The organism is Bacillus sp. ISL-47, from assembly GCF_018613175.1.
In the GTDB taxonomy this organism is placed as follows: Bacteria; Bacillota; Bacilli; order Bacillales; family Cytobacillaceae; genus Cytobacillus.
Genome location: NZ_JAGGQS010000023.1, coordinates 1 through 14383, shown reverse-complemented (window position 1 = coordinate 14383; position 14383 = coordinate 1). Strand labels below are relative to the sequence as shown.

The following is a 14383-nucleotide window of genomic DNA, read 5'->3' as shown; positions in this document are numbered from 1 at the left end:
TCATCCTCCTATAGTGTGTTTGAAGTCCTGAACATAAAATTTATTGTTCTCTTTCGTCACGATAAGGGTGAATGGGTGTTTCGTCTGCAAATCGGCATCCCCCTCTTGTAAAAGCACCAGTGTTTTCACAATGTATTGCCCCTTTTGCTCTCCATCATAAACCACAAAGTCTTCTAATCCTCTATACTCATAAAGGCCTTGAAGCGTTTCCGGTTCCTCCATGAGATAGGACATTTCCTCGATAGAATTAGTCGTATAGGAGGTAAAAAACTGGGAGGCAAACTGCTTAAGAGCACTTTCAGCCTTTGTATTCCTATTCGCCTGATCCGTACTATCCTGAACCGATACTAGCCGGGTTACAGCCGGAAGAGCTTCATAGTAAGGCTGTTCAATGACATTGAAGGAATTTCCGTCAGTACCTAGACGGACGACAATCATTTGCTCCTTTTTGCCGAGGGCTTCTTCATAAGCCGTGATTTTCTCCTCACCCGCTATTTCTTCACTGCCTTCCTTTTTTTCTGCTTCCTGTTCTTTCTCCACAATCTTGAAAAGTTCATATTCTATACGATACACATAGCTCGCGGCTGTATTGGAAACATTCTTCACATCATATAAGCTAGCACTCTTCAAAACTCGTTTTCCCCCAAATGCTGAAAGGTCTTCTAATTGTCCAGCAGTTAACCCTTCTGCTAAATAGCTTTGAAGCGTATTGGATCGTTCTTCTCTCTCTTTCTCGTTATAGGGCACATTAATATACGCGGCAATAAATTGGGCGGCATAATCTTCTCCAGCAGGTGAATTGGCAAATCCCGCTTCATTGAGCCTCGCAATCTGGGCTGATGCTTTGTCCTGATAGCCATTTACCTTTTCATTTAAAAAACCTGTCCGGGCCCATGACTGGAAAGTAAAGAAAATCGCCCCGGCGAACACGGCCCAAAAGGCAATACTAAACAAAAGTCTTCCATTCAAACGAGATGATTTTAACCGTCTATCATCTTTCCATATCTTTTTGCGCCCTTGATCTGTATGATGCTTAAACCCCTGCTTTAGGTTTTCAAGAGGCTTCATTGGATGGAATCCCTCCTAATTCTAGAGCATTTCGCACATATACCCGTCGGAAATAAGTATCACCTGTATCTTCCTCAACCATTTTGCGATTGATGAATATTTCACCAATCTGCAAATTTTTAATCTCACTTGGATTTGCCTTAAATCGTTCAACATTGCGAACGGTTCCCATGGCTGCTTCATAACGGATATGAGGATACTTCTTTTCGATCTGCTGAGTGATCTCCTGGTCAGAAAAAGTGCCGAATACTTGTGCAATCCGCTCCGCATCTTTTGACGAGTTAACCCGGCCAGTGGCAATAATATTACAGTTAGAGATGATTTGTTCTGTCATAATAGGATCTATGGCATCAATGTCAGATAGCGTTTGAGTGGAAATAATACATTCAAAGCCTGCTGAACGTGACTTATTGACGATATCAACGATCCGCCGATCCCCATAAGCAGAAAACTCATCATAGACTCCAAAAATCGATTTCCGTCCCTGGGCTTGTCTATAGGCAACGAGACTATTCACATCAAGGATGATCATTTTCCCGATCTTTTTAATGTAATCAGCATAACGGCTTCCAGAAATGCTGAAAATCACCACATCATTCTGATCCGTAATAGTTTGAAGGTTAATCCCATTCTCGCTTTCCGTAAATAAATGCCCTAAATCGGACTCTAGCAGCTCACCCAGCTGCATTTTCAAACGGGTAAGGCAGCCTTCGACTATATCCTCTGGAAATTCATGATCCAGAGTCTCCTTTATTTGCTGCAAACCTTCCTGAAGTTTCGTAACATAACGTTTTCGCTTTTGAGTAACCGTTTTTTTGACCGTTTCTGTTTTAGGTTCTGAGGGAACAAAAAAATCGCTTAAATCGTCATCAGATGCTTTCCCTGTCTGTTCGATCAATACTTCTTCTTCTGTTTCAATCTGAAATTCCTCTTCAATTTCTTCCTGGATGCTGTGATCTTTGAAAAACTCACTCATGTATTTAAAATCAGTTAGCTTTGCGATAGTCCGAATCTCTCTGGGAACACCCGCTTCATCAATTAACTTGACGACCAGCTGCAGATAACGGGAGGCAATATCCGTATAATAAGCTCCATCCCCCTCATTGGAAAAACTGAAAAGTGACATGAGTTTATCCCGTGTTTCAGTTGGTGTTCCATTCTTGATCGGGTTATATGTGAGATCGTCCATTTCAGAGAACAAGTACACTTTCCGGCCATATGCTTCACATAGGGCTTTAAATTCAAGCATAGACTTTCTTTCGCCTTTTCCGTCCATAAAAATAACCGGTTTCCCCTGCTTGAGGGCTGCTTCCATTAACGAAGCAATTAAAGTGGTCTTTCCCGTACCCGTTCCTCCAGTTGCCAGCATATGATAATTAAGCTCTTTTGAATCGAGCTGCACTCGTTCTTTAAAGTCAGTGTAGCCCACAAAAACCTCGTTAGAGCGTTTTCTTCGGTACTGCAGCTGTTTTTTCCCAAGAAACATTACCCGTTTTCTTCGAAAAGCCTTGTATTTCTGTTCTTCTTTTCGATGCTTCACCATCCCGGATTTTGTCGTCACACGCCTTTTCCAAAAATACTTGGCAAAAATGAAATAGCCAAACGAGAATAGAAGCGACAAACCCAGTAAAACAACATAGGAATGACCGGTAACGGCAATCATATTACCTTGGTTTATTAATTTTTCAACACCGGCGGACATGTATGGAACATTCATTTCCGATATTAACCCAAAATAGCTCAAAATCTGTCCTGTTTGAACTTCCCAAACCAAGAGGATAATCCCGATTCCAAGCGACACATATGGAAGCCAATCCCGCTTAAAAATGTGTATAAGACCAAAGATCAGCATCCCAAAGAGAGCAGGAAGAAAAAATAGGATTCCTAGTATCCCGATTAGGCCATACAGCACTGCATCTCCAATCAGCCGATCAGTTTCCGTCTGTCTCGGTTCCTCTTTATTCCCCATTAAGGGTTCCAATAGGCAGCACCTCTTCCCAGCGTTCTTCCAGAATAACAGAAGGGACATTTCTCACGGTAATCTTACTGGAATTAATCAATCTTTGTTTTGCCTCATTAATGGCATTATGAATTTTAAGGTCATTCGAAAAGTAAATCACTTGATCGTACGCGTATAGATAATCATTCTGCTGACCACCTGAAAGCATTCCGTCGAACAGTTTAAATTTATCATCATACCGCTTTCGATCCTTCTTATTGAGTTCCAGTTCAACCCAGGTAGTCGTTACCTTGCCGTCACCTGATTTAAAAAAGAAAACAGCATCAGGTATCCGGTCCCGCTTATCATTATAAGCTTTCAATTTGCTCTGGTTATCCCCCCCTCCAATCATAGAGAAGCGAATTTCCCGTTCAGTCCTATATTGAAATTCAACGCCCTGCTTTTCAGACTGTATCTCATAAAAAAGAATTAAATCCGTTATTAAAAGATTGTGCTGCATCGTATAGATCGTTGCTTTATTAGGAACTGTTACGTGCATATCAGTGATTTTCCTCGCCTCAATTGTCCCAATATATACCCCGACTTTATGGGCAATCCGTTCATGTTTCAAATATTTTTGATTCTCTAACTTTCGCAGTCTGCGATAAACCCGATGTATATTTGGCTCCCTGAATTTCAGCATTATCTGTTTCGCAGTTACCATTCCATTCCTCAGAATAAATGAAAGGTAATCTAAATCTTTCTTTTTAAGCGAAGTATACTTCAGAATCATTAAAATCATCCTCTTCTACAAATCTAGGAATCACTCTCCCTTATAACAGTTTACAAAATTGTAAACATTATCGTAAACATCATGTCTAACTATTAAAAATATTTACGCTGGCCTGTAGAAAGACAGATTGTGTTTAAAAATTTTAATGCACAAAATTAACCTTTAAAAGATCTTGAATCAACGTATTTTTATACGTAAATCTGAATAGCAAACCAAGGAACCACTCAAAGACAAAATCTCATTTAGTTTTTATTCCTTTTAATTAACTTTTTATATTCATCTACGGCTAAGCATAACTTTTATCTTTTATCTTGAAACTTTTACAGAAATTGAACTCACATTTTTAGATCCTGACCTTATACTTGAACTGACTATTCCTGAATTTATCACTTAAGTTTATGAGCACTCCTCCTTCCAGGCAACACCAAAAATTACTTAATCTCCCCTATCACATATTGGATGGCCTCCGCCTTTAGACGAGTAGCAGAAGACCTCGTCTATGTTTACGTAGTATAGGCGAGGTCTTCTGCTGGCAACGAGGCTAAACAGGAGGCCATCCGCCCTTGTGTGATAAAGAGTTTCAGTATTAAAAAACCATAAATCAAAAAGACATTGAGTATTTTGTTATTTACTCATATAAATCTATAAGATTTACAGTCTATTCAACTTGCTTACACTGTACTACACGTACACATGTTTGGCAATGATTGTAAAGGGAAATGATTCCAAATATCTATTATCTGATTATTCAAATAAGTAAAAACACCTATAAAAAGTATAAAAATAACCTGGAACACTAAATAATAAAGTGACCACACTCTTCCCCTTGAAACGCATTCTAACTTTTCAGGATTAAATTAATTATCTCCTTGTCTTTAAAAAATAAACTTCACTTCAATTTGATAACTTCCTATAAGCCTCCTCCAAGCAGCATTGAAATGCATGTAATTTGTATATTTAAAGTCTAATAAAATTTAAGGCTTCCCCTTTAAATACATAGAAAAACAATAAACATACTCATAATAAAATTTGCAGATATGCGTGTCCCAAATAAGCATATGCTAGATGAGAACTGCAAATAGTTAATCAGAACTTAAAAAATGCAATCAAAAGCCAGTATATAAAACTTCCTGTAAATCCAAAGGGATAGGATACTATAGATATGTAATGGCAGACTGGCTCATTTATTTTCAGCTAGTTATTTTAGCCGGCGGAGGTGATCCGAATCGGTAAAGGATGTCTATTTCATGGATTAATAATTGGGATTCTAACTCTGGTATCTCAAGAGGTTTTCCAAGTCGGTTAGAATGCAGAGCTGGCAGCAGTTCTGCAAATGCTAATTGGGCATGCTGAATTTGTTTTCTTCTCATATGCAATAAACTTTTGAATAGCATATTTCTGCTCATTATTTTCGTCACAGCCCCACGTCCGCGCCCAATTGTTTTTTTCATGAGCCTTCCGGTACGTTTTAAGACTTCTTTTAGTGAAGAGACAGCCATTCCAAAGGTTTCAGCAAGCATGTTTAAAGAACCCTCCAGAAACGGTGTTTCAGGGCTTGTGTGAGCATCCAAATAAGCAATGATATCTTCTTCTCTTTCGTCATAATGGGACCGTACACGCTCTTCTCGTGGCTTTTTAAATTTATACCACCCTTCCCTTCCCTGAAATTGAGCGGTCCCATCCGTCCAAAGCTCTAGCATCGGTTCAACATATGAACGCTTTGCGCCCTTATATTTTCCGGAATAAGCACTTTTGAGGATGCGCTCAAACTCACTTTTGGATAAAGGCTGCTTTAAATTACTGTTAAATTGATCAAGTACATCGTATGCTTCTTCCATTGATTTCCCGCTGGAGTAATTGGCAAGTGCCAGCGTCAAAAGGGCATTATTGCGGCTTGAGCATTGGTGGCCAGCCTCTATGCCGGTTGCACAGATGAGAGCTCGGTACCAGTCTGAAGACGTTTGATCGAATGGTGAAGCATTATGATCATAGACAACATGGAGGAACTTTTTTTGTTCCTGTTCTTCAAATTCCATTGACCAGGACAGTAGCTGTTTTGTTTGAGCTGGTTCATCGTAAAAATCAAGGATATTATCTTTTTTGGGAATGCGGTAAAAACCAAATGGAACACAGCCCATATCAATTGGCATGTATGAGGTTAAGGCTTTCCGAATATTTTCAGATAATCGCTCTGCAATTCTTAAAGACTTATAATCTTGTTTTTTATGTATGTAAAAAGGAGTGCTTAAGACAAAAAACACCTGAAATCCCCTAGGTGTTTCCAAAAGTAAATTTGGACGCGGCAGCCCTAATTCCTCGCATCCCAAATAAATGGCATATAGGTCGATATTTTTCGTATCGATGTCAAAACCAATCACATTAATCTGTTTCAGATTTTCACGGGTATGCCCTTTAATGACTCGGTTTTTAAAGTCATAGTAGGTTCCTCCCCGGTATGTATTCGGGGTCCAGTGGGTCAGCTGCTGATGCTTGTCCTGCAATGTTTCATAAGAAGTGACCACATAGCCTCTGCCTTCCAGAAGGTCAGCTTTTGAAGGTGAGACAAAAACCGCACCTTTCTGGTACGGGTTGTGCCTATCATGTTTCTCGTATTCTGCAACTTTATGGATAGGTGCGCGGGATCCCTTTTTTTTATAAAGATGAAGGCTATTATGGGTCATGAATTGCATAATTTCAACTGGTGAAACTATGTATCTTTTATTCTCTTCTGCCTGTAATCCCATCCCCAACACCTGCCTTGTAAACGATCTAAAATCATTGGAATATTTTGTTGAAACAAGTATAACGAAATCGTTTTTTGGAAATATGCGTTCTCTAAGAGAAATGCACCAAAAAAAAACATCCCCTGAGACCTAGAGTCTCAAGGGATGAAAAAAAAGTTAAAAATTTTTTATTATGCAAGTTTCGCTCGCTATTTGCACCAAATTATCCGGAAATGTACCACTAGTAAATGGTGCATGTTTGGATAACAAGTTAAAGAATGCTGTATTATCAACGTTTTTAATGAAAATTGGCTCCAGATATACCACACAGATTTCGCTCACTTTTAAGGTTGTTGGTGCATTTTTGGCATACAGGTTTCGCTCTGTTTCCAAGATTTGTTCCAGATTATTTGATGTTTTAGCTCAAAATTTTGCAGGTAGTCCGTAAAATTGCTGATTTGAAAGGGTTTTTTTAGTACACAGGTTCCGCTTAACCTTGGTACACAAAGAAGATTTTTGGTGCATTTTCATTCTTTTTTCTATACAGGTTCCGCTCGTTCAAGAAAATTGGTGCAGATTTGGTGCAGACTGTACACACTTAATATTCCAACATTTGTCGTTTGTGGAAATTAATTTCTGTAATGTTAATCATCCTCTATCAGCTTTATATCTTAGTTTTTTTCTATTCCATCAAAGCGCCCGATTGCTGAAGCCAATGATTCCTTACTAGTCAGTACCCTTCGAGCCCTCGTTCAGTTAGCGTAGTTACACTACAAATTATCCTAACACCTTACATTATTGCGTTTGAAGCCAAGCAGCCCTTTATAAGACACAAGCTCCCATGAGTACAACAACCGGATCTTCATTTGTAAATATTAGGGTATTGATTTTAATCTTCACCATCTTCATCGCTGTCTCCGATATCAAAACAATCGTTGGTTGTACCATCACCATTATCAATATCCTTAAAACAATCATTTTTGATATCTAATAAGCTTTTTTTCTGACTCTCATTTTCATCCAAATGATGAGCATTCATAAAACTCTTTAGTGTAAATACCCTAGCCTGTTGTTTGTGTCTCGAAATAAGGTAAAGACAATAAGTATTACACCAATATAAGAGTCAAAATTAAAACCTTATTCAATATATGAACCCCCTTACTTATCCTTTTTTAATGAATATAAAATTCTTATGTTTAAAATACGTATTTTAAAAAGGGATAATAAAAAACGATATTGATGCTATAATACCAGGTCTGATGTTTTGAGGTGAGAAATTTCAATCATCAGTGAAGCCTCTATAGAAAACTCTCCCCAAATTAACAACATAAGCTACAAGTTAGCTTAATAAGGCCACCTCATTACTAGTTAAAATGTTTTAATCTTGGTTTAACAATTCCCCCATTACTATTTTTAACGAAGCACGCCATGGCATAGGGTATTGAGCTACCGGAACTAGAGACATTGTTTCATTTATAAAATGAAGAGCTACATCATCACCAGCATAACTGTTTTTTATTTCTAAAAGCTTACTACCTGGTGGTGCATTTTTAAGAAACTATAGCGGAACCTGTGTAGTATTTGGTGCATTTCCTTCCCAATAATCAATAAGTTATTGGTATAATACTATCAAGTGGTGCATTTTCCTATTTCTTTGCTACACTCTTTTAATATTTATGATCAGAAAGGATGCTCTGCAATGAAATACAATGATTTACCAGACCATCTGATTCTTAACTATGAATTTTTGAAAATCTCAATCTTTGAAGAAGTAAAATCCTTATTCCAAGATCGTTCTTACATCTTAGATGAGTGGGAAAAAATCGCTTATGTGCTGACGGAAGAAGAACTGAAAAGACAGGCACCTGACGAATCCATGAAACCTAGTTTCCGTGCGTTATTTTTCCTCTTCACACAAACACTTTACTCTGAAAAGCAGATAACCAAGCATATGATAAGGGATGCAGTAAACAGATACAAAGACACCATAAAAATATTATTAGCTGGCCATTTGCTGAATGAGTTTCCTCATTACGAAATAAAACGGAGTATAAATGAGGAAAAGATTGACGAGGCTTTGGAGCGTGATTACATCTATGGCAGTATGGATATCGACTACCACCTTATGAGAGACATCGTTACAAAGAAAAAGGACTTTAAAGAAGTGGAACCTGGTTACTTGGCCAGTGAAATCATCGATAACCGGGGAAAAGTCAGAGGTTTGGCGGAATTGAGGCCTTATGAATCGCAATTGACTGAGCTAGCCTCTGACCAGCAGGCCATGTGGCTGGAGTTAATTGAATCCACATTAAACTCCTTGGATGAAATGACTGCCGACCTATTTGATTTAATTACATACCTTTGGATGGTTACACCCAAAAGCAGTGATGGTTTTATTGAATTTCACAGCAATGATGCCCTGCGTCTTAGGAATTTAAAAAAACGGTCTGCGAATGGACGAGAACTAGATTTCCGTGAAGAAGACCGGTTTAATATCATGAAGCGCGTGGCTGCTCTCTCAAGCATTTGGATTTCTTTGGGCGAACATAAAGTTAAAGTCATAAATACGCAAGAAATGCACGATAACGAACTTTATAAGTTCAAAGACTTTCAAAAAATGTTTGAAATTGGGAAAGTCAGGGTGGCATACGATAAGAAAACAGGTGAAGCCAAAGGAATATATGCCGTTCAGGTTAAGCCCACTAATATTCTTACCCCTTATCTGGTTGGTCCCAATCGATCCATTGGCATGTTGGACCTTAAGGTATTCCAGTACAGCCATTACACCCAGAGGGAGCAAAAACGATTAACGAGGTATTTAAATCTCCAGTGGAAAATCAGAACCATTAAACGCACACTCCAGCAGCCGTTTAAGGTTTCGACTCTGCTTAAGGTCATAGATATCTCAGCTCGATATAATGGCGTACAGGTAAGGGATAAATTTGAAAACATATTAGATGAACTTCAAAAGGATGATGTAATCAGAAGCTGGGCGTATACCGAAGAAATAAACGAGGACAAGGTTGGAAAAAAGGGATGGTTTAAAGACTATTGGTCAAAGCTCAGTGTAATTATATTGCCAACCGAAATGGTGGTAGAGGAAAATAAAAAGAACTTTTTAATACAGACGAATCATCAGATTGACAAGAGGATAATTGATCAGATGAATCAAATAACACAGGAAAATGCATCTGCTGGATTTGAACAGTCTCTCTTACCTAGAACCTTTGAACCGTCACAAAAAGAAGTTGCTGCCTCAATGGAAGCTGCAAATACTATGAAGGATACAAATATAAAGGCAAACTTTGAGCAGCAATCTTTCCATTATGAAGAAGAACAGAAAGTCACTTTATCTCCAGAAGCAATGAAAGAAATGATTGATTCACTAAATATGAGCATTCGTCAGGCTGCTGCTGAAATCGGGATTGCTCATACTACTCTCTCTCGGTATATTCGGAAAGAGAATAAACGGCAAAATAAAAATAATGACGAAAAAATGCTTAATTGGCTTAAAGAAAGTAAAAAAGTCCTCTAACAAACCGAACGGTTTAGAGGACTTTTTTAGAACTATCATACATGTATATGTTAATAATGTTATTAACTTGTGCATTTTCATTAATATATATTCATTAATTTTCAAGCAATTAGCAACCTAGCACTCCAATTAAAAATAATTTACCTGTTCAGTTTTAAGTAAAGTTTGGTTAAAGAGATCTACAGCAGTCATTTAAACAAAAAACAGTCAAATTTGCTTTGTATTTGGCATTTAAAAAATGTAGTTGTGACTGTATCGTCCTTATTTTGTTATAACGTTTATTGTTTTAAAGCATCCTTTAGTTGAAAAACCACCTTCTCCTTTAGTGCATATTTTCTTCGAAATGTGCATTAAAGCATTACTTAAATAAATTGTATATTATTTTAAATGAGATTCATCCTAAGAAAAAAAGGATGTTGAACCATGAAAAAATTGAAAACATCAATACTAATTATTGTTTTATCCCTAACTTTGGTACCCGTGAACTCCTTTGCTGTATCACCAGAGAAGTTGCCTGTAAAAATGTCATCTAAACAATGGAGTTTGCAGATAGGAAGACCAGATAATATGAATCCTGAACTTAACAGATCAAAAAATCCTAATATTTTTAATTTTTTCAGTATGGACTTAAAGAATATCGGAGATAAAAACATCAAATTAGTTAGGATAGAAGCCTATCGGGATGACCCGGATGTAGAATCAGATATAGAGCTATTCACAATTGAGAACATTGAATCCATAACTCCCTCTTTTCATCACCATAACTTCCCCTTATTAAATGGAGCCAAGTTGAAAGTAATAGTTACTTGGACCATAGACAACAAAGGGCAAAATGAACGGAAATTTCAAGATCGTTTTATCTTTGATAATTGATTTTATCTTAGAGAGGAAGAAATCTCTCTTTTTTATGTCGCTATTTGTGTCTAATGTGACATAACAGCATAGATTCTTATTAAAGAAACCTGCCCCCTTCGTTCAATAAAAAATGAAAAGCCTTCTCATTCGAGAGGGGAAAATTTTTTACAATTAAAAAACCAACCATCGGGAAACTGGTTGGTTTCTAATAAGGAGAAGCAACATGAAAGCTATACCACATAACTATCATTCACCCATGTGTGTCTGGCGGTATCACTACCCAAATTCTACCTTATTTTTCTTAGCTGGTCTGTGTATTTTCTGTGAACTTTAAAAAGGTAAATCATCCTTTATAGCTATAGCAGGTTGTATCTCTTTAACGTCCTCAGTAATGTCATTTTTCTCATTCCAGGTTACTTTTTCAATCTCCAGGTAAAAACCTGTAAGTCACCAAGAGATTAACTCTGCCTCAGCTTATCCAAAAAAACGAAATATCTATTATTATACTCTATATGATTTTCTAGCCATAACACAGCATTTTCAAGATTAAATTTTCTTTAAATGAGCCAAAATTGATTTCTGCACTTTCAGAGAATTCCCATCACTCTTTACATTTTGAATAAAATCTAAATAAACAATTGTAATCATTTCTTCTACCGAAATCTCAATATCCTTTGTATAAGGTAAAACATCATGAATTAAAACTTCCCCACGCAAGACTTCTGATTCACGCATTCTAAGCTCAATATAAGCTGTTTTTTCTTCTGGGACCTTAACATCCCCCTCTTCCTCTTCGATTGTTTCAAATTGAAATATATGTTGTGTAAGTGGCTTCATAATCCGTCTTGCTTTGGTCTTCTTCTGAAAATATCTTTTCTTGCCGGCAAATAGGTAATTGGCAATTTGCTCGTTTTTTGCTCCCTTTTTTACTTGAGTAAGGAAATCGTCATATAGCATATAGAGAAGTACAGCAATATCAAAATGATAAGGCACTTCGTCTTCATAATTATCGCGAAGATCTTGGATAAACACCTTTCCCCTTATGTAATCATAATAAGGCATGGTTATGGTTATATATTTCCGCCCATACAGTAATGTACCAAGTAATCCATTAGAATCCATAGCGCCTGATAAGCGCTTTTGAAGGATGTTTAAACTGCTATAAGATTTTTTCAAGTGACCCCTCTCCTTCCATCCATGTCAAAACAGAATGTATCATGTGGTAAACGACTTTTCGTTCTGAGAGGTTCTTTCTTATAGCCAACCCATGAGGGCCGCCAACCTCTGTATATTCGGTTTCCAATATATTGGTGTGCATATACACCTTAGTATCGGAGTATTCATGTGTCCAATTGATTATTTCTTCATGCTGCAGAGCAAAGCGAAGCAGTATGGTGTTAAATTTTGTTTGACTTATGGATTCCCTCCCCCGCTGTCTTTCAATCCTTGCTGCTTGTTTGCAAAAGCTCTTTAGTTTCATCTGGATTAAGGGTGAAACGGGGAACTTAATATTATGTGTCTTATCTTTTCGAACAGATCTTTGCTTATGTGATTTCTGAGGCCTTTTCGCTATCGGCTTCTTAGAATTTGTTATTGCTGGTTTGTCAAATAACGGATTGATGTAATCCATCCTCTCCCCCACTTTCACCAAATTTAGTATTTACCATAAGGTCATTTTTCCACTTTTCCGCTTTTTTATAGATATATAGCAAGGGAGGACGAGGTTTAGAACCTATATTTTGTATATTTTTAGATTAACCCGTCAATACTGCGACTAGAGAGACTTTAGGAGAGGGTGTAGATCATGTTAAATAAAAAACGCAATGATAAGGGAATGCTTAAGAAGATTCAGAAGGCTTCGAAAAAGGCCGAGAAAGCCGGTGTAAAATTAGTAAGTGTAAAAATTAAGTAATGAAACGGGCTCTTAAGGGGTTAAGGCTAACCATTTAAAACCAAGATGTGGAAACGTCTATTGAATTAAATATATATTCACTGTTTAACAGGTTTACAGAGCGAGAATTAGTGATAAACTAAAGTAAACAATGTTTACATGAGGGGATTTAAATGAAAAAAGCTACGAGCCAAATTGTTATGCTGTTTCCCCATTTGAAAAATCCCATATTGGAACAAGACCAGGATAGTGCAGCTTCTGCAGATCAATTTAATGACATTGAAAGTACCTTTTTACAATTAGCTCGTTTTTTTGAGAATCCGACTAGAGAGAGTTTTGATTTAATGCTTCTTTATCGGCATTTAAAAGATGGCTGGCTTGAATTAGCTCTCGAATATACAGCCCAGTTCTTTAAAGAAGATACATTCCTGATTCAGCATCCTACTCTTGCTATTGTGAAAGAAAGTGACAATTATCTGAGCCAAAGCCAGTTTGCGGCGTTTTTAACTGAAAGAGGATTGAAATACGATCGGGCCAAAGTGAAGAACTACTATGATCGCGGAAAAATTCCCGTTCCCGATTTAATCGTTGCCGGTGTAAAATACTGGAGTACATCTTCAGCCGAATCATATTGCGAGCAGGAGTTACGCCGGATGAAAATGACATAACAAAGAACATCTGCCAGAGTGCAGATGCTTGTATAAGGGGGGATACAAACTAGTATTGCCAGTTTACTGTTTTCAAATTCATTGATTTTCAAAGATAGTTAAGAATAGATATGATCCACTAATATTGAAGACTTTAATAACCGTCTTGCTCGAAGAAGCCTGGTTTTCACGGTGGAGATATTAATATTTAAATGCTGCTGGATTTCTAGCAGCTTTAGATCTTTAACATAAAAAAGATACAGGACCTCCTGATAAATACCTGGAAGTTTAGTAATATTATGATAAATTTCTTCTCGTGTATGTTTAGTCATTAATTCTAATTCGGGTGTAATTTGATATGAAGAAAAGAGTTCAGACGAGGGAATCACGTTTTGATGGTACTTTGAACTAATATAATCTTTACATTGGTTTTTCGTGACTGTAATCAACCAAGACTTTATAGAGCGCATATCTTTAAGCTGCTCCTTATGCATAACGCATTTAAGAAAAACTTCTTGCACTATATCCTCTGCCAAATGCTGATCCCTAACATATCTCCAAGCCACCCTTTTTAGATCATCACTGTATGTATTTATTAAATTATTTAGTTGATCATTAACATTAGTTCCATTCATCATGCCACCATCGTTTTTTTATATTTAGATATCCTAAATCAATAAACAAATTCACTATAGTACACAAGTGTAATTTTACACTAAAAACAAAATGTTATAAAGTACTATTTGAAAAATTTGTATTTTTTTCAGATCTTCTTGTTAAATATATATGAAATTTATTCTTAGGCAGTAATGAAAGTAACTCTATGTTATTTCTTTGAAGAACTTATTCTTGAATATCTAAGTCTTAATAATGGTTATGTCAGAATTCCATTCCTGACAAGCAGCTTAACTATATATTTTACAAAATGGATA

General features: G+C 36.9%; 11 protein-coding genes. 3 read left to right on the top strand and 8 right to left on the bottom strand.

Annotation, left to right across the window (positions count from 1 at the left end; genetic code table 11):
* The 5 genes from J7I93_RS09190 to J7I93_RS09170 form a co-directional block, all read right to left on the bottom strand.
* Positions 1-1068 (bottom strand): conjugal transfer protein, encoded by a 1068-nt coding sequence (locus J7I93_RS09190; protein ID WP_214725490.1) that lies wholly within the window; start codon positions 1066-1068, stop codon positions 1-3.
* On the bottom strand, positions 1055-3049 hold the full coding sequence (locus J7I93_RS09185; protein WP_214725488.1) for a type IV secretion system DNA-binding domain-containing protein: 1995 nt from the start codon (positions 3047-3049) through the stop codon (positions 1055-1057). The genes J7I93_RS09190 and J7I93_RS09185 overlap by 14 nt, the downstream gene beginning before the upstream one ends.
* Entirely contained in the window at positions 3027-3800 is a 774-nt protein-coding gene (locus J7I93_RS09180) for a hypothetical protein (protein WP_214725486.1), read from the bottom strand. The genes J7I93_RS09185 and J7I93_RS09180 overlap by 23 nt, the downstream gene beginning before the upstream one ends.
* A gap of 1190 nt (positions 3801-4990) precedes the next feature.
* A complete protein-coding gene (locus J7I93_RS09175) occupies positions 4991-6544 on the bottom strand; it encodes a primase C-terminal domain-containing protein (RefSeq protein WP_214725484.1) in 1554 nt (517 codons plus the stop codon).
* A gap of 868 nt (positions 6545-7412) precedes the next feature.
* Positions 7413-7562: a hypothetical protein gene (locus J7I93_RS09170; protein WP_214725482.1), complete on the bottom strand. Its 150-nt coding sequence runs from the start codon at positions 7560-7562 to the stop codon at positions 7413-7415.
* Positions 7563-8222: 660 nt separating this feature from the next.
* Here J7I93_RS09170 and J7I93_RS09165 point away from each other — a divergent pair.
* Positions 8223-10058, top strand: a complete 1836-nt coding sequence (locus tag J7I93_RS09165; protein WP_214725480.1) for a helix-turn-helix domain-containing protein — start codon at positions 8223-8225, stop codon at positions 10056-10058.
* Between the two features lie 423 nt (positions 10059-10481).
* Positions 10482-10931: a hypothetical protein gene (locus J7I93_RS09160; RefSeq protein ID WP_214725477.1), complete on the top strand. Its 450-nt coding sequence runs from the start codon at positions 10482-10484 to the stop codon at positions 10929-10931.
* Positions 10932-11459: 528 nt separating this feature from the next.
* Here the strand turns inward: J7I93_RS09160 and J7I93_RS09155 are convergent.
* Both J7I93_RS09155 and J7I93_RS09150 read right to left on the bottom strand, forming a co-directional pair.
* Positions 11460-12089: a hypothetical protein gene (locus J7I93_RS09155; protein WP_214725474.1), complete on the bottom strand. Its 630-nt coding sequence runs from the start codon at positions 12087-12089 to the stop codon at positions 11460-11462.
* Positions 12073-12543, bottom strand: coding sequence for a hypothetical protein (locus J7I93_RS09150; RefSeq protein WP_214725472.1), 471 nt, complete (start codon positions 12541-12543; stop codon positions 12073-12075). The genes J7I93_RS09155 and J7I93_RS09150 overlap by 17 nt, the downstream gene beginning before the upstream one ends.
* Before the next feature lie 434 nt (positions 12544-12977).
* Here J7I93_RS09150 and J7I93_RS09145 point away from each other — a divergent pair, with 434 nt between their 5' ends.
* Positions 12978-13472 (top strand): hypothetical protein, encoded by a 495-nt coding sequence (locus J7I93_RS09145; RefSeq protein ID WP_214725470.1) that lies wholly within the window; start codon positions 12978-12980, stop codon positions 13470-13472.
* Positions 13473-13570: 98 nt separating this feature from the next.
* Here the strand turns inward: J7I93_RS09145 and J7I93_RS09140 are convergent, their stop codons facing one another.
* Entirely contained in the window at positions 13571-14089 is a 519-nt protein-coding gene (locus tag J7I93_RS09140) for an RNA polymerase sigma factor (RefSeq protein WP_214725468.1), read from the bottom strand.
* Between the last annotated feature and the right edge of the window lie 294 nt (positions 14090-14383).

What these genes read in the sequence shown, in the direction of transcription:
- J7I93_RS09190 (WP_214725490.1), bottom strand. Translation starts at nt 1,068, where the DNA reads ATGAAGCCTCTTGAAAACCTAAAGCAGGGGTTTAAGCATCATACAGAT.
- J7I93_RS09175 (WP_214725484.1), bottom strand. Translation starts at nt 6,544, where the DNA reads ATGGGATTACAGGCAGAAGAGAATAAAAGATACATAGTTTCACCAGTT.
- J7I93_RS09165 (WP_214725480.1), top strand. Translation starts at nt 8,223, where the DNA reads ATGAAATACAATGATTTACCAGACCATCTGATTCTTAACTATGAATTT.
- J7I93_RS09170 (WP_214725482.1), bottom strand. Translation starts at nt 7,562, where the DNA reads ATGAATGCTCATCATTTGGATGAAAATGAGAGTCAGAAAAAAAGCTTA.
- J7I93_RS09140 (WP_214725468.1), bottom strand. Translation starts at nt 14,089, where the DNA reads ATGATGAATGGAACTAATGTTAATGATCAACTAAATAATTTAATAAAT.
- J7I93_RS09145 (WP_214725470.1), top strand. Translation starts at nt 12,978, where the DNA reads ATGAAAAAAGCTACGAGCCAAATTGTTATGCTGTTTCCCCATTTGAAA.
- J7I93_RS09160 (WP_214725477.1), top strand. Translation starts at nt 10,482, where the DNA reads ATGAAAAAATTGAAAACATCAATACTAATTATTGTTTTATCCCTAACT.
- J7I93_RS09150 (WP_214725472.1), bottom strand. Translation starts at nt 12,543, where the DNA reads ATGGATTACATCAATCCGTTATTTGACAAACCAGCAATAACAAATTCT.
- J7I93_RS09180 (WP_214725486.1), bottom strand. Translation starts at nt 3,800, where the DNA reads ATGATTCTGAAGTATACTTCGCTTAAAAAGAAAGATTTAGATTACCTT.